Annotated in this window: 18 protein-coding genes; 9 read left to right on the top strand and 9 right to left on the bottom strand. The window is 65.4% G+C overall.

Annotated elements, in window-relative coordinates:
* The first annotated feature begins 11 nt into the window (after window positions 1-11).
* Entirely contained in the window at window positions 12-659 is a 648-nt protein-coding gene (locus tag ABC347_RS08330) for a glutathione S-transferase family protein (RefSeq protein WP_413245272.1), read from the top strand.
* A 126-nt stretch (window positions 660-785) separates the two neighbouring features.
* Here ABC347_RS08330 and ABC347_RS08325 read toward each other — a convergent pair whose 3' ends face one another.
* The 5 genes from ABC347_RS08325 to ABC347_RS08305 all read right to left on the bottom strand — a co-directional run bounded on the left by ABC347_RS08325 (window position 786) and on the right by ABC347_RS08305 (window position 7537).
* Window positions 786-2381 (bottom strand): isocitrate lyase, encoded by a 1596-nt coding sequence (locus tag ABC347_RS08325; RefSeq protein WP_413245271.1) that lies wholly within the window; start codon window positions 2379-2381, stop codon window positions 786-788.
* A 254-nt stretch (window positions 2382-2635) separates the two neighbouring features.
* Window positions 2636-3553 carry a cysteine synthase A gene (gene cysK / locus ABC347_RS08320; RefSeq protein WP_413245270.1) on the bottom strand — a complete coding sequence of 306 codons (918 nt, stop codon included), beginning with the start codon at window positions 3551-3553 and terminating at the stop codon, window positions 2636-2638.
* Window positions 3550-4839: an MFS transporter gene (locus tag ABC347_RS08315; protein ID WP_413245269.1), complete on the bottom strand. Its 1290-nt coding sequence runs from the start codon at window positions 4837-4839 to the stop codon at window positions 3550-3552. Before ABC347_RS08315 ends, cysK begins: the two co-directional genes overlap by 4 nt.
* A gap of 41 nt (window positions 4840-4880) precedes the next feature.
* A complete protein-coding gene (locus ABC347_RS08310) occupies window positions 4881-6350 on the bottom strand; it encodes a glycosyltransferase family 39 protein (RefSeq protein ID WP_413245268.1) in 1470 nt (489 codons plus the stop codon).
* Window positions 6347-7537, bottom strand: a complete 1191-nt coding sequence (locus tag ABC347_RS08305; protein ID WP_413245267.1) for a glycosyltransferase — start codon at window positions 7535-7537, stop codon at window positions 6347-6349. The genes ABC347_RS08310 and ABC347_RS08305 overlap by 4 nt, the downstream gene beginning before the upstream one ends.
* Before the next feature lie 384 nt (window positions 7538-7921).
* On the opposite strand from ABC347_RS08305, the gene ABC347_RS08300 reads away from it, so the two are divergent.
* From ABC347_RS08300 to ABC347_RS08280, 5 genes are read left to right on the top strand one after another with little or no spacing between them, the layout of a single operon-like run.
* Window positions 7922-8893, top strand: coding sequence for a glycoside hydrolase family 16 protein (locus ABC347_RS08300; protein ID WP_413245266.1), 972 nt, complete (start codon window positions 7922-7924; stop codon window positions 8891-8893).
* A complete protein-coding gene (locus ABC347_RS08295; protein ID WP_413245265.1) occupies window positions 8890-9951 on the top strand; it encodes a glycosyltransferase in 1062 nt (353 codons plus the stop codon). The genes ABC347_RS08300 and ABC347_RS08295 overlap by 4 nt, the downstream gene beginning before the upstream one ends.
* Window positions 9948-10898: a glycosyltransferase family 2 protein gene (locus ABC347_RS08290; protein ID WP_413245264.1), complete on the top strand. Its 951-nt coding sequence runs from the start codon at window positions 9948-9950 to the stop codon at window positions 10896-10898. Before ABC347_RS08295 ends, ABC347_RS08290 begins: the two co-directional genes overlap by 4 nt.
* Window positions 10895-12217, top strand: coding sequence for a lipopolysaccharide biosynthesis protein (locus ABC347_RS08285; RefSeq protein ID WP_413245263.1), 1323 nt, complete (start codon window positions 10895-10897; stop codon window positions 12215-12217). Before ABC347_RS08290 ends, ABC347_RS08285 begins: the two co-directional genes overlap by 4 nt.
* On the top strand, window positions 12214-13170 hold the full coding sequence (locus ABC347_RS08280) for a glycosyltransferase family 2 protein (RefSeq protein WP_413245262.1): 957 nt from the start codon (window positions 12214-12216) through the stop codon (window positions 13168-13170). The genes ABC347_RS08285 and ABC347_RS08280 overlap by 4 nt, the downstream gene beginning before the upstream one ends.
* Here the strand turns inward: ABC347_RS08280 and ABC347_RS08275 are convergent.
* The 3 genes from ABC347_RS08275 to ABC347_RS08265 form a co-directional block, all read right to left on the bottom strand.
* A complete protein-coding gene (locus ABC347_RS08275) occupies window positions 13140-13961 on the bottom strand; it encodes an FkbM family methyltransferase (RefSeq protein WP_413245261.1) in 822 nt (273 codons plus the stop codon). The genes ABC347_RS08280 and ABC347_RS08275 overlap by 31 nt on opposite strands.
* A 72-nt stretch (window positions 13962-14033) precedes the next feature.
* Window positions 14034-16751, bottom strand: a complete 2718-nt coding sequence (locus ABC347_RS08270; RefSeq protein ID WP_413245260.1) for a family 16 glycosylhydrolase — start codon at window positions 16749-16751, stop codon at window positions 14034-14036.
* 188 nt (window positions 16752-16939) lie between these two features.
* Complete coding sequence (locus ABC347_RS08265; protein ID WP_413245259.1) at window positions 16940-18361, bottom strand: O-antigen ligase family protein; 1422 nt, start codon at window positions 18359-18361, stop codon at window positions 16940-16942.
* A gap of 182 nt (window positions 18362-18543) precedes the next feature.
* Between ABC347_RS08265 and ABC347_RS08260 the strand changes: the two genes are divergently transcribed.
* The 3 genes from ABC347_RS08260 (at window position 18544) to ABC347_RS08250 (ending at window position 20821) form a co-directional block, all read left to right on the top strand.
* Window positions 18544-18792 (top strand): XrtV sorting system accessory protein, encoded by a 249-nt coding sequence (locus ABC347_RS08260; protein WP_413245258.1) that lies wholly within the window; start codon window positions 18544-18546, stop codon window positions 18790-18792.
* A gap of 232 nt (window positions 18793-19024) precedes the next feature.
* Window positions 19025-19714, top strand: coding sequence for a sugar transferase (locus ABC347_RS08255; protein WP_413245257.1), 690 nt, complete (start codon window positions 19025-19027; stop codon window positions 19712-19714).
* A 441-nt stretch (window positions 19715-20155) separates the two neighbouring features.
* Window positions 20156-20821 (top strand): sugar transferase, encoded by a 666-nt coding sequence (locus tag ABC347_RS08250; RefSeq protein ID WP_413245256.1) that lies wholly within the window; start codon window positions 20156-20158, stop codon window positions 20819-20821.
* Here the strand turns inward: ABC347_RS08250 and ABC347_RS08245 are convergent, their stop codons facing one another.
* Window positions 20822-21091, bottom strand: coding sequence for a hypothetical protein (locus ABC347_RS08245; protein ID WP_413245255.1), 270 nt, complete (start codon window positions 21089-21091; stop codon window positions 20822-20824). It lies immediately after the preceding gene.
* Between the last annotated feature and the right edge of the window lie 87 nt (window positions 21092-21178).

Here is a 21178-nt window from a genome sequence, read left to right as displayed (position 1 = left end):
AGGAACCGGGCATGACGATCATGATCACCGCGTTCGAGGACTCACCCGATCGCGGCCAGGGCCAGGCCCGCGACATGCGCGTGCGGTGGGCGTTGGAGGAAGTCGGGCTGCCCTATGATGTGCGGCTGCTGTCATTCGAGGCAATGAAGGAGCCCGCGCATCTGGCCCGCCATCCATTCGGCCAGATCCCGACCTTCGAGGAGCATGGGTTGGTCCTGTTCGAATCGGGCGCGATCGTGCTCCATCTTGCCGAGCGCCATGCCAGGCTGCTGCCGTCGCAGGATCATGCGCGTGCACGGGCGATCAGCTGGATGTTCGCCGCGCTGAACACGGTCGAGCCGCCGATCGTGGCACGCGAGGCGGCCGGATATCTGGAACAGGACAAGCCCTGGCACGCTGATCGCGAGCCGATCATGGCGGCTCCGGTGCTCGATCGACTGACGCAGCTTTCAGTGAAGCTGGGCGATGCAGAGTGGCTCGACGGCGCGTTCAGCGCGGCCGACCTACTGATGGTAACGGTGCTGCGCCGGCTGGAGGGCGATCCGCTGCTGGCCGGCTTCCCCAACCTGCTGGGCTATGTCGCCCGCGGTGAGGCGCGGCCCGCCTATGCGCGCGCCTTTGCCGGCCAGCGCGCGGTGTTCGAACGGCTGCACGGCTGACCGGCGCGCTGCGAACGCCTGTCGATGTTCGACGTCAAAGCGGCAGGGCGCAGTCCCGACGCGTTGAGGGGTTTGGCCGGGCGTCATCGGATCACTCCGGCACCCGGCCATCCCCCCTCCCGCAGCTCAGGCCGCGAACTGGTTCATCGTGTTGTGGGCGCCGCCGGCCTTCAGCGCGGCTTCCCCGGCGAAATATTCCTTGTGATCATCGCCGATGTCGCTGCCGGACATGTTCTGGTGCTTCACGCAGGCGATCCCTTCGCGGATCTCCTTGCGCTGCACGCCCTTCACATAGCCCAGCATGCCGGCCTCGCCGAAATATTCCTTGGCCAGATTGTCTGTGCTGAGCGCGGCGGTGTGATAGGTCGGCAGCGTGATCAGATGATGGAAGATGCCGGCGCGGGCGGCCGCATCCTTCTGGAAGGTGCGGATCCTCTCGTCCGCCTCGTCGGCCAGTTCCGTGCCGTCATAATCGACCGACATCAGCCGGGCGCGATCATAGGCCGATAGATCCTTACCCTGCTTTTCCCAGGCATCGAACACCTGCTGGCGGAAGTTCAGCGTCCAGTTGAACGAGGGCGAGTTGTTGTAGACGAGCTTGGCATCGGGCACGACGTCGCGGATGCGATCCACCATCGAGGCGATCTGCTCGATGTGCGGTTTCTCGGTCTCGATCCACAACAGATCGGCGCCGTTCTGCAGCGAATTGATGCAATCGAGCACGCAGCGATCGGCGCCGGTGCCCTCGCGGAACTGATAGAGGTTCGACGGCAGCCGCTTCGGGCGGACAAGCTTGCCGTCACGCTCGATCAGCACGTCGCCGCGAAGGGTGGAAAGGTCGGTCACCTCTTCGCAATCGAGGAAGCCGTTATACTGGTCGCCGATGTCGCCCGCTTCGCGGCTGAAGGCGATCTGCTTGGTGAGGCCGGCGCCCAGCGAGTCGGTGCGCGCGACGATGATGCCGTCCTCGACCCCCAGTTCGAGGAAGGCGTAGCGGCAGGCGCGGATCTTGGCGACGAAATCCTCGTGCGGCACGGTAACCTTGCCGTCTTGGTGGCCGCACTGCTTCTCGTCGGAGACCTGATTCTCGATCTGGAGCGCGCAGGCGCCGGCCTCGATCATCTTCTTGGCGAGCAGATAGGTGGCTTCCGCATTGCCGAAGCCCGCATCGATATCGGCGATGATCGGCACGACATGCGTCTGATAGCCGTCGATCGCCTGCTGGATGCGCTGCGCCTCGATATCGTTGCCCGCGTCGCGCGCCTTGTCGAGATCGCGGAACATCAGGCTCAGCTCGCGAGCGTCGGCCTGGCGGAGGAACGTGTAGAGCTCCTCGATCAGCGCAGGGACGCTGGTCTTCTCGTGCATCGACTGATCGGGCAGCGGACCGAATTCCGAACGCAGCGCGGCGACCATCCAGCCCGAGAGGTAGAGATAGCGACGATCGGTGGTGCCGAAATGCTTCTTGATCGAGATGATCTTCTGCTGCGCGATGAAACCGTGCCAGCAGCCAAGCGATTGGGTGTAGGCGGCCGGATCCGCATCATAGGCAGCCATGTCGCGGCGCATGATCGCGGCGGTGTAGCGCGCGATATCCAAGCCGGAGCGGAAGCGGTTCTGCAGCTGCATGCGGGCCACCGCCTCGGCGCTGATCCCGTCCCAAGCGCCGGGATGGCTGCCGATGAGGTTGCCCGCCTTGGCGATCTGTTCCTGATAATTCATTCGAAGACTCCCCGAGTTCATGGGTGAGCCTGTATGTCGATCGACAAGACATGTCAGTTCATAGCCGGCTTATTACGGCGTCTGACTGTTCAGGATCGTGTGCGGATTTCTGTTATCTTGTAAAGATCGCACACGATCTCAACTGGCCAAAAAAAGGGGCGCGAGCCATGCAGACTCGCGCCACCAAGGTTCAGGATTTCCAGAACAGCAGATGCGGCGCGCAGGCGCAAGTGTCGTCGCGCAACGCGTCGTCCCTATTCGGGCAGAAAATCGGGGACCGAGAGATAGCGTTCGCCGGTGTCGTAGTTGAAGCCCAGCACGCGCGCGCTGGGTTCATCCTTCAGCTTGGCGGCGATCGCGGCGAGCGTCGCGCCGGACGAAATGCCGACCAGCATCCCTTCCTCGCGCGCGGCCCGGCGCGCCATATCCTTCGCATCGGCGGGATCGACCTGCACGACGCCATCAAGCAGCTGGGTGTGGAGATTGGCGGGAACGAAGCCGGCGCCGATGCCCTGGATCGGGTGCGGGCCGGGCTGCCCGCCTGAAATCACGGGCGAAAGCGTGGGCTCGACCGCGAAGATCTTCAGATCGGGCCAGGCCTGCTTCAGATGCTGGGCCACCCCGGTGATGTGGCCGCCGGTGCCGACGCCGGTCACCAGCATGTCGAGCGGGGCATCCGCGAAATCGGCCAAGATCTCCGGCCCGGTCGTGCGGATATGGACATCGATATTGGCCGGGTTCTCGAACTGCTGTGGCATCCAGGCGCCCGGCGTCTGTTCGACCAGCTCGATCGCGCGCTCGATCGCGCCTTTCATGCCCTTTTCCCGCGGCGTGAGATCGAAGCTGGCACCATAGGCCAGCATCAGCCTGCGCCGTTCGATCGACATCGATTCGGGCATGACCAGCACCAGCTTGTAGCCCTTGACCGCGGCGACCATCGCCAGCCCGATGCCGGTGTTGCCCGATGTCGGCTCCACGATGGTACCGCCCGGCTGCAGCTTGCCCGAGCGTTCGGCATCCTCGATCATCGCCAGCGCGATGCGGTCCTTGATCGACCCGCCGGGATTGGATCGTTCCGACTTCACCCACACTTGGGCATCGGCGCCGAACAACCGGTTGATGCGGATATGCGGAGTATTGCCGATCGTTTCGAGAATCGAGGCGGCCTTCATGTCGCTTTCTCCTGTCCGGGGGCATCTTCAAGGGTCTGGGGTGGATCGAAACTACGCGCTGCGACGAGTTCGGGAAACCATCGGCTCCACAGGACCGCGATCAGGATCGCGCCGATACCGCCGCCGACGACCGCGGCGACCGGGCCGATCGCGGCGGCGAGGAAGCCCGATTCGGCCTCGCCCAGCTCATTCGATCCCGAGATGAAGAGGGTTGAGACCGCGCCGACGCGGCCGCGCATCGCATCGGGGGTGTGCAGCTGGATCAACGACTGGCGGACATAGACCGAGACCATGTCGGCCGCGCCCAGCAGCGCCAGGCAGCCGAGCGCGATGCCAAGCCCGCCCGGCAGGAACGGAGATAAGCCGAAGCCCACCGTCGCGCCGCCGAAGATCGCCACCGCGACCAGCAGCTTGGGGCCGACATCGCGGCGCAGCGGATTGAACGAGAACCAGGCGGCAACCAGCACCGCGCCGATCGCGGGCGACAGCCGCAGCAGGCCGAGCCCTTGCGGGCCCACGGCAAGCAGATCGCGCGCGTAGATCGGCAGCATCGCCGTCGCCCCGCCCAGGAGCACCGCGAACAGATCGAGCGAAAGCGCGCCGAGCACCAGCCGGTTGCGGCGGACATAGGACAGGCCTTCGACCATCTGCGCCCAGGGGTTGCCCTTGCGATCGAGCGTGGTGACGGCGACCGGGCGGATAAGCAGCAGAGCGACGAACGCGATCGCAAACAGGGTGGACGCGACGAAATATGGCGTGGCGGGATCGATCGCGTAAAGGAAGCCGCCGCTGGCAGGACCGAAGATCGCGCCGACCTGCCACGCGATCGACGACATCGCGATCGCGCTGGGCAGGACCGCGGGCGGCACGAGATTGGGGGCGAGCGCCTGCAGCGCAGGGCTGGCGAAGGCGCGGCTGACGCCGAGCAGCGCGGCGACGACGAACAGCGTGGTCAGCGTCTCGGTGCCCGCATAGGTCGTCCAGGCGAGGGTGGCCGCGCATCCGGCTTCGAGCAGCACTGCCGTGCGCGCGATCCAACGGCGATCGATCCTGTCCGCCGTCCACCCGACGACCAGGGTGAGCAGCAACAGGGGCACGAACTGGACGACGCCGATCAGGCCGAGCTGGAGCGCCGCATCGCGGGTGCCCATCGTCCGCCGCGCGATATCATAGACCTGCCAGCCGATGACGACGACCATGGCGTTCTGGGCGAGCGTGGTCGCAAGGCGCGCCGCAAAATAGCTGCGGAAATCGCGAAAGCGGAAAGGGTGGGGCGGTCGATCCATGCCGACCGTCATCTAGGGTGCGGGGGGTGGTGCGGCAATCGCTAGCGTATCGCCTGCCAGCGCGTGACGAACAGACGCTGGTCGTTATCCGGCTGGATCTCGGCACGCCCCACCGGGCGGCCGGCGGCGGCCAGCCCGGGCACCGTATCGGGCCGCCCACGCCCGACCACGAAGGCGTCGCCTTCGTATTGCAGCAGCGCCTGCGCCTGTATTTCCGTGATCGTGCCATCCACCGGGAAATCGGCGGGCCAGGTTTCCGGCATGGGCACGGTACGCAGGCGCAGCGCGCAGGCATCCGGTGGGCAATAGTGGCGGAGCATGAACATCATGCCCTTGCCCTGCACCATCACCAGTGCATCGGGATCGCGCGTGCGGATCGTCTCCACTGCCGTGCGCCAGCCATCGTCGGGCCGATGCGCCCAAGCGACCAGCCCCCAGGTGCTGAGCGCGAGCGCGACGGCCAGCGCCGCCGCGAACAGTCGCCGGTCCGCAATGCCGCAGATGCCGATCGCGACGATCGCGACGAACGGACCGGACGCCCAGAAGATCGTGCGCGGCAGGAACACGGGCGTCACCAGGCTCATCGCCATTAGCAGCGCGCCCGCCAGCAGCACGACCAGCGGCAGCAGCAGGCCGGGCGTGCCGCGCAGCCGCCAGCAGCCCGCCAGAAAGGCGATCAGCGCAAGCGGCAGCGAGATCAGCCGGCCCCAACCGATCTGCCAGGGGATCAGCGTCTGCACGCTGGCCTTCAGCGCCACCGGCAACGTCGTAGGCTCGATCCACGAGATCGTCTTGGGAGCCATCGCCTGGAGATAGGAGATGCGACCCCACCAGCCCCAGGCGATCAGCACGACCAGGTTCGCCGCCGCCCAGATCAGGAGGAATCGCAGCGGCTTGCGCTGCCAGAGCAGCCAGGCGAACATACCGAAGCTGATCGCGATCGGCACAAGCACGCCGGTGGTATGGGCATAGGTCGCGAGGGTGCAGCCCGAGATATAGATCGCCACACCGATCGCATCGCTGCGGGATCGTGTATCGGTCGCGCGGAGGAAAAGCTGCGCGCCCCAGATCGCGGTCAGCGCGGCACCGTGCAGCAAGATATAGCCGCGGACCTGCTGGCTGTAGAGGACATGCTGTTGCGAGACAGCTAGCAGTGCGGCGGCGACGAGACCGGCCCGCGCCCCGCCAGCTGCCTTCGCGATCAGATAAACGAGCGGGATCCCCGCCAGTCCGACCACGACCGACAGCAGCCGTGCCGCGAGATCGGTCGGCCCGAACAGTGCCTGCCAGCCCTTGAGCATGGTGTAGTAAAGCGGCGGATTGGTTTCCCGCAGCATCCAGTCCGACCAGAGCAGCGCCAGCGGCCGTTCGGCGAACTTCAGCGAGGCGATCTCGTCGGTCCACAGCGAATAGCCGATATCGACCAGCCGCGCCGCGATCGCGATCGCGAGGATCGCCAGCAGCCAAGGCCAAGCGCGGATCGCCGGGGCCGCGCCGTTCGCTGGCGTCAAGCGACCGTCTCGACCGTATCCGTGGCGGCCACGCGCTTGCGCTTCCGGTTCCATACCAGGCTGCTGGCGGCGCCGAAGTTGAACACGGCCCCCATCAGCGCGCCGACGATGCCGGCGATCGACCAGCTGTTGAACCGCTGAATTGCCAGATCCGCCACGCCGACATTGGCGACCGCGCCGATGCTGCAGACGATGCAGAAGATGGCGAGACCAACGAAGAAGCGGTGGCCGACCAGCCGGCGATCCCGATAGGTGACTTCGTTGTTCAGCGTGAAGTTGAAGATCATCGCGCCCATGATGGCCAGCGACTGTGCGGTCAGGAAGCCGAAGCCTGCCGACTTGCCTGCGAACAGGATCGCCATGTGGACGAACAGGCCAAGCCCGCCGACCGCGGCGAACAGCACGAAACGGCCCGGGATCAGCCCGCGGGTCAGCTTCTCGATCAGCAGATACGCGAATTCCGCCAGCACGGTGAGGCTGATCTTGCTCTCGCCCTCGCGCCGGTCGCGGAAAGTATAGGGCACTTCACCGATCTTCAGCGGGTGCGGCGACGAACTGATGATGTCGAGCAGGATCTTGTAGCCCTGCTGCGAAAGGCCGTAGATCGCGTTGGTGAAGGCGCTGCGGCGGACCATGAAGAAGCCGCTCATCGGATCGCTGGTCTGATCGCCGACGATCAGGCGGCTCATCCGGGTGGCGAGATCGCTCATCTTCTGGCGCTTCTCGTCCCATTCGCCGACCCCGCCGCCGCCGGCATAGCGGGTGGCAACGACCAGATCGCACTGCTCGTCGCGCAGCTTGGCCAGCATCTTCGGCAGGATGCGCTCGTCATGCTGGAAATCGGCATCCATTACCGCGATCACATCGGCATTGGCGCCAAGCGCGCCTTCGATCACCGCGGACGACAGTCCGCGCCGGCCGATCCGACGCAGGCAGCGCACGCGCGGTTCGGACTGGGCGACACGGCGCACCTCGTCGAACGTGCGATCGGGGCTGTCGTCATCGACGACGATCATTTCCCACGGAACATCGCCCATGGCATCGCGCACCGCGGCGACCAGCGGTTCGACATTGGCGCGTTCGTTGAAGCTGGGGACGACGATGGTGAGCGCAGGCGGCGCGAACAGCGGCGGCACCGCTAAGGCCGGCGTGGCCGCCTGGCCCGACAGATCTGCCACGTGATTCACGTCCGTCTCCGCAAACTGCCGGTTCGCAGCGGATCAATCATATCGGCATTGGATTGTCAATTATGTTGTGCGATGCATCATAAAGGATGAATATTAATGGTTGACGCCGACAGGAGGCCGGTCTGCCCTAAACACACGATCATGACCGGAGAAGCGATTGAACCGATGCTCGGAAGTGAGCGGGTTATTCTTAGTGACATGGTGTGATTTCATCAGCTGAAGAGATTAAGATATGCCATTCTTTCCGAAATAGGATGCAAGAGCGGGCTGCCAGCGTCAATTTCGGAGGCGGCACTGTGGTTCATCATGTTCGCAGTTGCAACGTAAAGGCCTGTGGGTTAGCAGGCGGCGGCGGGTCCACCGCCTGTCGCAATTGGAGTCAAGATGCCTGCTCGTCCCAAACGGCCGGCCCGGATGGCGGCGTCGCTGGCGATCGCGGCGGCGATCAGCACCGCCTGTTCCAATGCGACGGCAGCGCCACAGCTGGACAGCCTGCCCGAGCGGCTGGATCTGCCCGCGGCGACCGATGCCGTGACGCTGCAATGCATCGCCCCCGATGCGACCGATCGCACCGTGCGGCTGGAACGCAGCTTCGTCGAGACGTTCGATCGTTATCCCGAGCCTGCGCGCTGGGAACCGCATTTCGACGGGCGCTACGACTGGCCCGTCAAGCGCTGGCTGGCGGGCAACAAGGAGCAGCAGATCTATGTCGATCGCCGCTATCCCGGCAGCGGCAAGGCGGGGCTGGGGATCGACCCATTCTCGGTGGCGGACGGCCGGCTGACGATCACCGGCGACAAGGCCCCCGACGCCGCGCTGCCGTTCCTCTACGGGCAGCGCTACACATCCGGTCTGCTGACGACACGGCGGTCGTTCACACAGGCCTATGGCTATTTCGAAATGCGCGGCCGGATGCCGGCGGGGCAGGGCGTATGGCCCGCCTTTTGGCTGCTGCCGGAAAATGTGAAGCGCCCCTATCCCGAGATCGACATCATAGAGATGAAGGGGCGTGAGCCGATGACGGTCAACCAGACCGTTCATTATGGCGCCGCCGGCAGCGATGCGCACCGCTATGCCGCGTGCAAGCAGACGGTGGCGACCGCCACGTCCGAGATGCATAATTACGGCGCATTGGTGGAGGCGGACCGGATCACCTTCTATATCGACCGCGTGCCGGTGGGCACGATGGCGGCCCCGCCGACTACCGACCAGAAGCTTTACATGCTGCTGAACCTGGCGCTGGGCGGCGCTTATGGCGGTGCCATCGATGCGACCACCCAATTGCCGGTGCGCATGCAGATCGACCATGTGGTGGCCTATCGGCTGGCGACGCCTGCGGAGGCGCCCAGGCCGTGACTGCGCCCGCGCCGGAAGTGACCTTCTATCCCGACGTCCGCATGAACCCCTATCTGGCGATCGTGGCCGAAGGGTTGCGCGCGCTGGGGGCGACCGTGCATTTCGGCCGCGCGCCGAATGAGGGCGGGCCGCACACCATCCTGCATATCCACTGGGCCGAGGGGATCGCGCTCGGCCGGTTCGCGCGGCGCAGCCTGATCGCAATGCGGCTGGGCTTCCTGGCGCTCTACCTGAGGATCCGCGCAGTGAAGGCCAAGGGCGGCGCGATCGTATGGACCGCGCACAATCTGCGCCCGCACGAGGCCAGCGGCGGCCGGCGCGGCCGGCTGGTCGACCGCTGGCTGGCCAAAATCTACGCGCAGGCCGATGGCGTGACGTGCATGTCCGATATTTCGGCCACGCAGGTGGCAGCGCTCTATCCGGAGTTGGCCGATCGGATCCGCGTGATCCGCCACCCCGACTATCGCGATCATTATGCGACGGTCGGCACGGGCGCCGGGCTGCCCGCGGCGGTGCCGGCGGGCGCGACGGTGCTGGCAATGGCGGGCATCGTCCGCCCCTACAAGCGGATCGAGCAGACGATCGCCCGCTTCGCCGAGATCGCGCGCGAGGACGAATGGCTGGTGGTGGCGGGCGCCTGCTACGATCCGGCGCTGGCGGCACGGATCACCGCGCTGGCGGAGCGGACGCCGCGCGTTGTGGTGCAGCTGGGCGAGCTCAGCGATGCCGACTATGCCGCGCTGGTGGCCGCGGCGGGCGTGACACTGGTGATGCAGGACGGTCTGCTCAACTCGGGATCGCTGATCTCGTCCTTGTCACTGGGCACGCCGGCGATCGCGATCGAGGTGCCGGCCAATCGCGAACTGGCGGGGATCGTGGGCGCAGGCTGGCTGACGCTGATCGACGATCTGGACGGGCCCGGCTTGCGCATCGCGATCGATGGCGCGCGGCGCGGCGTGGCCGGCGCGCCGCAGCTGGAGGCGTTCGATCCGGCGCGGGTGGCGCGGCAGCATCTCGATCTCTATCGCGCGGTGCTGGCGGGGCGGGAGGCGGCATGAGCGGGGCGGACGACAGCTGGGCAGTGGGTCTCGCCACCTACAGGCGGCCGGACGGGCTGGCACGGGTGATCGACCATATCGGCCGGGCGGCTGCGCGACTGGGGCGGGTGCCCGCGCTGATCGTGGTCGACAATGACGGCCAGGATCCGGCGATCGCGGCGCTGGCGGCGGAGCGGGCGGCGGCGGCCGGGCTTGTGCTGCACTTCATCGTCGAGCCGACCCCCGGGATTTCCGCCGCGCGCAACGCCGTGTTCGCCAAGGCGGATGCGATCGGCGCGCGCTTCATGGCGATGATCGACGATGACGAATGGCCGGCGGACGACTGGCTGACAGCGCTCGACGCGCGCCGGCGCGAGACGGGTGCACATATCGTGGGCGGGCCGGTGACGCCGGTGTTTCCGGACAACGCGAAGGCGCTGGAGCGGATCGCGCGCTGGTGGTCGGTCCAGCCGCAGCTGCTGGAGGGCAAGCCGTTCGTGTTTTGCACATGCAATTTCCTGATCGATCTGGCGGCAGTGGCGGATATGCCGCGCCCGCTGTTCGATCCGCGCTTCGGCCTGAGTGGTGGGGGCGATACCGTGTTCTTCCGATCGCTATTCTATGCCGGGCATCCGATGGCCTGGGCGGATGCGGCCTTGGTCTATGAGGAAGTGCCGCCGTCGCGCGCGTCGCTTGGCTGGATGCGGCAGCGTCGCTACCGGGTGGGTAATCATGCCGTGAACTGGGAAGTGCGCGACCAGGGCCGCGCCAAGGCGCTCGCCAAGACGATGGGGCTGACCGCGCGGCTGGCCTTCTATCCGCTGCTGGGGCGCGAGCCCGAGGCGCGGATGACCGGCTGGCTGCTGGAGGCGGAAAAGGTGCGCGGCCGCTGGAACGCGCATCGCGGCGCGCTCTACATGGAATATGCCCGCGCCGACGCGCCCGCCAACGAAAAGGCCTGCCGTTGAGCCAGCCGCCGCCGGCACCCCGGCGCGGGGTGCGCGGATCCGCCTTCGCCGCCCGCGCCTTCGCCATGATCGAAGGCGGCGGACTGGGCCGCTTCCTGGCGGCCATGGGGCCGACCGGCTTCGCGCTCGGCCTGCAGTTCCTGGCGTTCGCGATCACCGCGCGCGGACTGGGGGTGGAAGCGTTCGGCCAATATGCGGCGATCACCGCGCTGGCGGCGATCGCAGTCGAGTTCGTGGGGTTTGGCGGCGCCGATCTGCTGGTGCGGGCGGTGGCGCGCGATGCCGGCCGCTTTCCCGGCTATTTCGGCAACATGCTGCTGCTGATCGCGATGACGCTCGTGCCGGTGGCGCTGGTTGCGCTTTGGATCGCGATCTTCTCGGTCCAGTCGACGATCACGGTCGGTCTGCTGGCGCTTGCGCTGCTGACCGAGATCATGGTCGGGCGCGTTTCGTCGTCGGTCGAATTGGCGATGGTGGCACACGGCCATGTTTTCGCCGCGAGCTGTGTTCGCGTGGCGACGGCCGGCACGCGGCTGATCGCGGCTGCACTCTACTTCCTGCTGGCGAGCGGGCTGGATGGCTGGATCTGGGTGGTGGCGACGCAGGCAACCTTGCTGTCGCTGGCTCTGCTGATCGTCGCGACCCGGCGCTACGGCAGGCCCGCCTTCCGGCTCCAATCCGGCGAGTTCAACACCGGCTTCGCCTTTGCCGTCAACCAGTCCGCGCGTGCGTTGCAGGGCAATGTCGATCGGGTGGTACTGTCGCGTTTTGCCGGGGATGCTGCCCTCGGCACCTACGCTGCGGGCACGCGGGTGATGGCGATCGGCGTGTTCCCGATCCAGGTGATGACGCGCATCCTCTATCCCGAATTCTTTCGGCGCGGGGCAGGCGGGTTGGCGGCGGCGCGGCGCTATGCGGTCAGCAAGGTGCCGGTAATGCTGGCGACAGGATTGATGTCGGCCGGCGCGGTTGCGGCCGTGGCTCAGCTTCTGCCGTTCGCGCTGGGCCGTGATTTCGCCGAATCGCGCTGGGTGGCGATGTGGCTGGCGCTGTCTTTGCCGCTGATGTGCCTGCAATACCTAGCGGCGGACGCGCTGACCGGCGCGGGGTTCCAGCATGTCCGTGCGATGATCTATGCGGCGGCCTCGATCGGTTTCGCGGCCGTCGTCGCGACGGGTGCGCGTCTCGGCGGGGTGCCCGGCCTGATCGCCGCCTATCTCGGCGCGCATGCTCTATTCGCGATCATCCTCTGGGCGACGGCGTTCCTGATGCGCGACGGTGGCGAAGTGGAGCGAGCCGATCTAGACGAGCCCGCATGACCGACCAGACTGTCGCTGCAAGGCGGCCAAGCATCGCCGTGCTGCTGCCCTGCTACAACGAGGAACGCGCAATCGCGGGCACGGTGGCGGCGTTCCTCGCCGCGCTGCCCGATGCGCGCATCTATGTGTACGACAACAACAGCCGCGACGGCACGGTGGCGGTCGCGCGCGCGGCCGGCGCGATCGTGCGGACCGAGCGAATGCAGGGCAAGGGCCATGTCGTGCGGCGGATGTTCGCCGATATCGAGGCCGACATTTACGTGCTGGCCGACGGCGACGAGACCTATGAGGCGGCCGCGGCCCCCGCGATGGTCGGACAACTGTGGGACGAGCAGCTCGACATGCTGGTCGGCGCGCGCCAGTCCGAAGTCGAGGCGGCGTATCGCCGCGGCCATCGCCTCGGCAATGCGCTGCTGACCGGAATGCTGGCGCGGCTGTTTGGGCGGAGTTTCACCGACATATTGTCGGGCTACCGGGTATTCTCGCGCCGGTTCGTCAAGAGCTTCCCGGTCCTGTCCGAAGGGTTCGAGATCGAGACCGAGATCAGCGTGCACGCGCTGGAATTGCGAATGCCCGTGGCCGAGCGGATCACGGCTTATGCAGCGCGGCCGGAAGGATCGGTATCCAAGCTTTCCACCTATCGCGACGGCTGGCGGATCCTTCGAACCATCCTGACGCTGTTTAGGATCGAGCGGCCGGTGCTGTTCTTCGGTGCGATCGGCGGGGCGCTGGCGCTGGTGGCTGCGATCCTGGCGCTTCCGCTGCTGCTGACCTATCTCGAGACCGGCCTGGTGCCGCGCTTCCCGACTGCGATCCTGGCGATGGGGCTGGTCACGCTGGCGGTGCTCAACATCTTTTGCGGACTGATCCTCGATACGGTGGTGCGCGGCCGCAGGGAGACGCGGCGGCTGGCCTATCTCGCCTATCCCGCCCCGCGCAGCGATGCAGGATAGGCTGCGCGAACCCGGTCGATCGCCGCCTTGCTGGCCGGGTGCGCGAAGATGAAGTTGTTCACATAGTCCGCGCTGCGGGCCGCCCCGACCCCCTTGATCTGATCGACCCGCTGGAAGGTCGCCGGATCATAGGCTTCGAACGGGCGCAGCGCGCCCCGATGCAGGAAATGGCCTTGATAGCCTAGCGTTGAGAAGAAGCTGGCCATTCGCGCAACTCCGCCGACATTGTGGCGTTCCTCGCACTCCACGATGCAGATCGGGTGCAACTGGTCGAGCGTCGCGCGACCACCCTGAAGCACCGCCAGTTCATGCCCTTCGACGTCGATCTTGACCAGGTTGACCGCATCCAGCCCGAGCGCATCGATCGTGGTGAGCGGTACGTCGACCTCGCGGCTGGCGAAGCCGGGATTGGCATCGCCCTGCAGCGATGACCGGGTCGCCACATCGCGCCCGTTCAACATCGGAATCGACAGCCGCGCCATCCCCTCATGATCCGACAGCGCCTTTGCGACCACCGTGCCGCGCGGTGCCAACACCCGGCGCAATGGGGCGGCTAGCGCAGGATTGGCCTCGACCGCATAGACGTGGCGGCAATAGCCCAGCGCGTGCAGCGCATAGGCCCCGTCATTGGCGCCGACATCAAGAAAGTCGTGCGCATCGTCGCAAAGCAGCGGGATCAGCGCCAGCTCGGGCTCCCCGTGCGCGAGCTCATATTGCAGCACGCGCTGCGCATGATGGCGCGGTCCCGCAAGGTTGCGGGCAAGCGCCCGGAAGCGTTCCGTCCAGGCCATCCGCAACCCCCATCGCGGCGTGTCGGGGGCAGGCTATCCCAAGCGGGGGGCGGGTCAAGCCCCCCGCATCCGTCACAATACGAAGTCGGTCGCCAGCAGCGGCGGATTGCCATGGAGGCTGACGACGACCATGAAATCGGCCACGCGGTCTCCGTTGACGTCGCCCAGCACCATGTGGTTGGTGCCGCTGACCTGATCACGCAGCTGTCCCGCGACACCGGTGAAGGCGCCGGTGCCGATCCAGCTGAACGCCTGGTTGCCAGCCGCCAGGCTGTTGGCGTCGATCCCGGTCAGATCGATCCGGTCGCCTTCCGAACGCACCAGATCCTGGATCTTGTCCGCCGTCGCGAACGTGTTGCCGGTGTGAGTGATGTCGATGATCGAAAAGGTGTCGCGCCCGGCACCGCCCTGATAGGTATCGGCGCCCAGGCCGCCATCGAGCTGATCGTTGCCGTCGCCGCCGCGCAGGAAATCGTTGCCCAGCCCGCCGACGAGGCGATCATTGCCGCCATTGCCGTAGAGGATGTCGTCGCCGGCGCCGCCGTCCAGATAGTCGGCCGCGTTCATGCCCGTCAGCGTGTTGCCGAGTGCATTGCCGGTAACCTGGCCGCCGTTAGCGAGCGTGCCGCCGCGCAGCGCATTGCCCTGCAGAACGAGCCGCTCGACATTGGCGGGAAGATTATAGTCGACGCTGGAATAGATGATGTCCTGATCGGACCCCGCCTGCTCGATCACGACGTCGGACTTGTTGTCGACAACGTAGGAGTCGTTGCCCGCGCCGCCAATCATGGTGTCCGCACCCGCGCCGCCGTCGATCCAGTCATTGCCGCCGCCACCCGTCAGACGGTTGGCCATGGCATTGCCAGTGATGCTGTTGGCCAGATCGTTGCCGGTGCCATTGATCGCCGATCCGGTCAGGATCAACTGCTCGAGATGCGCGCCGAGCGTATAGTTGATCGATGAATAGACGACGTCGGTGCCCTGATCGGCCAGCTCGACCACGACGTCGCGGACATTATCCACCTCATAGGTGTCATTGCCCATGCCGCCGATCATGCGATCGGCGCCATAGCCGCCGAACAGCGTGTCATTGCCGTCATAGCCCGTCAGGACATTGTCGAGCGCATTGCCTTCGATCCGGTTGGCCAGCGCATTACCGGTGCCGATCTTGGCCAAGTCCTTCAGCGTCATGTTCTCGACATTCGCCGGCAGCACATAATCGCTCTCGGCCGTGACATGATCGATGCCGCCGTTCGCCGCCTCGTGGATCCGGTCCTGCGGCGTGATGATCGTGAAGCGATCATTGCCCGCGGTGCCGGTATATTCCCAGAACTTCGCAGGGGCCGTCGTACCGCCGGCCGCGAGGCCGGCCGGCAGATTGTCCAGGCTGTATGCGCGGACATAGTCGATCTTCACTTCGGCACCGTCGAAATCGTTCGGCACCGATGAATCGAGCGCGAGGTTGATCAACAGATACATCGGACCGTGCATGTCGCCCGGCGTATCGATGCTGCGCACAGCGACCCCGTCGAGATACCAAGTCACCTTCTCGGCCGTCCACAGCACGCCATAGGTGTGGAAGCCGGTCGCCAGGTCCGGCTGGTAGATCCAGCTGCCGGGCGCCTGGTGAGTGCCGGTCGAGTAATCATGCGCGTTGACCGTGGTATAGTCGGTCCCGCGGCTCTCCATCACGTCCAGTTCGGAACCGTTGGTGCCGGTGGTGTACAGCCAGAAGGCCGGCCACGCGCCCTTTTCAGCGGGCAGTTCCATGCGGGCTTCGAAATAGCCGTAGGTCTGCGTGAAGCTGTTGCGGGTGGTGAGCAGGCCCGAGGTATATTTGTAGCCGTACAGCGCATCCTGCATGCCGACCGGCGTGGTATCCGCCTCGATGGTCAGGATGCCGTTGTTCACGCTGAACGGATTGATGTTGATGTCGACCCCATTGCGGCCGGTCATCTCGGTATCGACGTAGATCTGCTTCTCGCCGTTGGTGGACAAGGTGCGCGCCATCGGGGCGTTGCGATCATTGCCCCAGCCATAATCGGTCCGCCACGTGCCACTGGCGAGGCCATCCCACAGGCTCAGGCTGTCGAAATTATCCTCGAAGGTCTTGGTCAGGCCCGAGGGATCGAACGCCAGCAGAAAATTGTCGGCAGTGAAGTCCGCGACACGGGTGCCGGTGAACTTGATCGCGGCATCGGGTGCCAGCGTCAGGACGACATCGCTGCCCGACTGGGTGAGGGCGGCGCGGACATCGTCGAAATCCTGGAAGCCGGTGTAACCCGCGAGCCGCACCGTATCCGGCGATACTGCCGTGCTGCTGCTGGCGCCGGTGCGGAAATCGGTGATGACATCATAGCCGGAGCCGCGATTGAATTCGAACCGATCACCGCCGCCGCCGCCGGTCAGCACGTCGTTGCCCGCGCCGCCCTCGATCTGGGAGAAGCGACCGTCGCCCTTGATGTAGTTGTCCTGCGCGTTGCCGACCACGCCAGGAGCCCAGCCGACGATGATGTTCTCGATATTGGGCGCGGCCACATAGCTGTACGACAGCCAGACAGTGTCGATCCCGCCGTCGTCGAGCTCGACGATGCGGTAGGAATTGTTGACGCCATAATATTGATCGTCGCCGCCGCCACCGGCCAGCGTATAGTTGCCTACGCCAACCGAAAAACCTTCATGTTGATTTGTACCCGTAACGGTCGAATTGACTAGGGACGTTGCCGTATACGTCACGCGCGACCAGGTGCTGGCCGCGAGAGTCTTTCCGAAGTAGTTGATGATCGCCATGAATCTCGCGCCTCGATCCTGATTTCGAGGCCAAAATGGCGGTCGGCTATTCAGATAAGGTAATGCAGCGCGGTTGACGCGGCCTTTACCTTGGCAGGCCGCGGGAAAGCGCGGGGCGGGGCGGCCGGATTAGAGCTTTTCGAAGGTCACGGAGGCTCGCGAATCGGATCGCGGGCCGCGAATCTTAATCAGCCGAGCAATCTCGGACCGTTGGCCGGCTGAAGCTCGGGCTTGAGATTGATTGGCGCTGGCGCGGGCTGCGGCAGACCTTCGGTATCCCGTCCGGCTGCAGTCGCCGAAAGATAGCCGGCATAGGTCGCGACGAGGAACACCATGTTGAGCCCGAGGCTGAAGACCTCACGGGTCTCGGCAAAGCCCAGCGCGAACATCGAGAAGGCAACCGAGCCGGCGACGAGCGCCTCGCGACGGTCGCTGCTGAACGGCAGCAGGAAAGCCACGCGGCCGACCGTGACCAGGAAGACAAGCAATCCGATCGCGCCGGTTTCGCCGAAGATGGCGATGAACATGTTGTGAGGCGAAGTGATCCGCCCGAGATAGAGCTGGCTGATGGTGAGATCGATCGTCGTGATCGACAATTCGGTGAAGGATCCGGGGCCGGTACCCAGCACCGGGTGATCCAGCGCGCGATCCAGCCACGTCGACCAGATCGTGGTCCGGCCGGTCAGCGTCGGATCGCGGCCGAGCGCTTCGAGCAACGGCTGCAGACCTGCGATCACCGCGCCGATCCCGGCAGCGATGCCGACGATCAGAATCAGGGCTTTCGCGCCCGCCGGCATCGAGAATCGCCGAAGCCCGAGCACGACGCCGAGATAGCCGGCGAGCGCGATCATGCTGAGCCAGGCGCTCTGCGCGTTTGAGAAAACGACCAGGACGATCGCCAGCGCCACGCCCGCCAGCCGCACGATCAGCCGCAGGTCGGGCGCCAGCACCGCCCAGAGCGCCCCGAACAGGCAGATCGGGCCGACCGTGTTCTTGGAATTGAACAGGCCGCGCCACGCATCGCCCAGGATCGCGCGGCCATCGGCCATGGTGCCGATTTCCGGCAGCGCGACGGCCGCCGCAATCGATGTGGCGATCATGATGGCGTAGAGCCAGAACAGGAAGCGCAGCATCGTCCGCTGGCTGAGTTCCGCGCCGATCACTGCCGCGGCGAGCACGCCGAACAGCCAGAAAATGAGCGATCGTGCGGCACCGATCGGCCAGACGCCGACCGCGCCCGCGATCACGCCCACGATGAAATAGGGCATGACCATGCCCATTGCGCGTCCCGCTGTGGATGGCGTCGGCCGAGCGAAGTGCAAAGCCGCTGCAAGCAGGATCGCAGGCCACATCAGATAGCGGACATAGACGCGGATATCGATCGCGATCGGCTGGCCTTCGAGGAACAGGTAGTTGCTGAACATCATCACGACCCAGCCGAGCAGCCCCGCATAGGCGAAGGCCCGCAAGCCAGTCGCATGGGTCATAAGCGGGGATGCGTCCGACCCGTCGTGCGTCGCACCCGACGGGGCGGCCATCGCCGGACGCACGTCCGTCGGCGGGGCATCCGCAACGCGGATATGGCCGAGATCACCAAGCATCGTGACCATGCACGCTCCCAACAAGCCGGACCACGCGACAGCGGTCCTGCCTGCCGGCATCTACATCCCCCCGGTCCAGCCGCCAACCCGCGCTCGGTTCCGGTCACCATCTTTGCGCCTTACCTTGGCGCGACGAGCCCTTTACAAGGCGCTAACCGCGCAGATGGCGTTGCGCGCAAAGCGGGGATGAGATGGAAACCGTTTTCGATTGGCTGGCCGTGGCGATCTTCGCCGGTATCGTGGTGCTGTTCCTGCAGCGATCGATGATGGATGATCCGCGTGACGGGGGGATCCTGGCCTATCTGCCGCCATGTGTCGGCTGCGCACTTGCCAATTATGCGGGCAATGAGGGGCAGCCGATCATCGCGATCGTCGTATTCGCCGCGACGCTGGCCTACATCATTTTCATCCTGAAGCCGTTCCCCGCCACCCCGAAGTGACCCCACCGAACGGCCGAAACCTGATCGCGACTCGCGAGGCGCGGCGACGGGCGCGTCGTCGCTGGGAAAGGGCGCGTGCGCGTCCGATCGGTGGGACGACCGATTTGCGCGGGCAAATGTCTCGATTTGATACCCGCCATACGCCCTCCAGTGCGATTCATCACTGTATCGCCAATCGAATCGGCCTATGTTGCGCCGCGGCGTCGCTGCCTCGGTTTGGGGGAATGATCCAATGCGGCCGTTGGTCTGGGAAGAGAGGGCGCGGGTACGCGCGGATGTCTATGTCCGCCCCGACGCGATTCCACTGACCAGTCGCCACCAGCATATGATCCGGGCCTGCGACATCATCCTGTCGGCGATCGGGCTCGTGATCTTGGCGCCGATCATGTTCGTAATCGCCATGATCGTGCGGGCAACGGCACCGGGGCCGATCTTTTTCGCGCAGCGCCGCGTCGGCGCGGGCGGCCGCATCTTCGATTGCTACAAGTTTCGTACGATGCGGATCGATGCGGAGGCGCGGCTTCACGAATTGCTCTCCAACGACCCCGCGGCTCGCCAGGAATGGGAGAGCAGCCACAAGCTGCGCAATGATCCGCGCATCGTCGGCGTGGGCAAATTCATGCGTCAGAGCAGCCTCGATGAGCTGCCGCAGCTCTGGAACGTGCTGCGCGGTGATATGAGCTTGGTCGGCCCACGGCCGATCGTCATGGCGGAGGTGCCCCGGTATGGGCGCTACTTCTCCGCTTACTGCGCAGTGCGGCCCGGGATCACCGGTCTCTGGCAGATCAGCGCGCGCAACACGTGCAGCTATCGGCGCCGGGTCGCGTACGATGTTCGTTTCAGCCGTGGTGTATCGCTGCTCCTGTACCTGCGCATTCTTGTCCTGACGGTACCGGCGGTTCTTCTCGTCCGCGGAACCTGACCGGCGACGCGCAGACCGAACCCATATTCACGGTCGAGCGTTTCACTTCGAGCGATGTCCACGGGGCAATTCGCAGGAGCGGAGTGATGACGACGTTTCAGTCAACAAGATTGTCATTCGGGCGGGGGCGCCACGCGGCCGCGACGTCCGAGCGACACCTGGATCCATTGGCACCGGCCAGAGGCTTCGCTCTCGCCACGACGATCGCAGTCTCGGTATGGGCAGCGCTGTTCGGGCTCTTAGTCTGACGACAGCCGATTCTCCGTATTAACCTGATTTTCTGAACCTCAGACCTAAGCATCCGCGTCGAACCGGCTGCTGGGGACGTTGGCTCGTTGGTAACGGGCCGGTGATCCTTTGGACAGGCCGACCCATTCGGCGTATGTTGCACTGCGGTAGGGACAGGCGCGAGCCCGACGCGAGTGTTTTGGGGAGTCGCGAGTGCATACGGTTCCGCATATGGTGTCGGCACCGGCCGCAAGCTGGGAAGCACGTCCGATCGCGGTTTCGATCAGGACGTGTGACATCATGCTGTCGCTGTTCGGGATCGTGCTTCTTGCCCCCGTCTTCCTGCTGATCGCGCTGTTCGTGGTGGCGATCGATCCCGGTCCCATATTGTTTGCGCAACGACGGCTGGGCCATGGTGGCCGATCATTCCGATGCTTCAAGTTCCGGACAATGGCCGTCGATGCGGAGGCGCGACTGGCAGAGCTATTGCGCAACGATCCGCTGGCGGCCGCTGAATGGGCGCGTGACCAGAAATTGCGGAACGATCCGCGGATCGTCGGTATCGGCCGATTGCTCCGCAAGAGCAGTCTCGATGAGCTGCCCCAGCTCTTCAACGTCCTGCGAGGCGAGATGAGTTTGGTCGGGCCACGGCCGATCGTGGAGGCCGAGATCGTCCGCTACGGCCATTACTATACCAATTATTGCGCTGTCCGGCCGGGCATCACGGGCCTCTGGCAGATCAGCGGCCGCAATATGGTATCTTATCGGCGCCGTGTCGCATGCGACGTCGCATTCGCCCGCGCGCTCGATCTGCGGCTCTATTTCCGGATCCTGTTGATGACCGTCCCCAGCGTGCTGCTGGTGCGCGGTTCCTACTGATCAGATCAGCGCAAACAATAAGGCGCCCCAGATCGCCGTCGCAAGCACACCGGCCACAATGAAGGCGCGCGCTGCGCTCCACGATCCATTGGGATGAGGAGGATCGACGTCGTCCGCGGCGCGCCGCGCGCGGCCCAGCGCGGCATCAAGGCCGGCCGGCGAGGCAAGAGAAAAGATGGAGCGCGATCGCATCGATATCCTCTCGTTCCAGGTTTCGCATGCGCCGACGACCCGGTTGTCGTTTAACCTTAATAGCCTTGTCATACGCACTTGTCAGTAGCGTTGAAGCGCCTTTTCCAGATGGTTCCAAAATATTCCGGAAAGAAAGCGCGGCCGGCAATGTGCCGGCCGCGCTGG

The sequence above is a fragment of the Sphingomonas canaveralia genome (genome assembly GCF_047238125.1).
Lineage (GTDB): Bacteria > Pseudomonadota > Alphaproteobacteria > Sphingomonadales > Sphingomonadaceae > JBDFMH01.
Note: the sequence above shows the minus strand (reverse complement) of the source record. Positions and strands in the feature narration are given on the sequence as shown.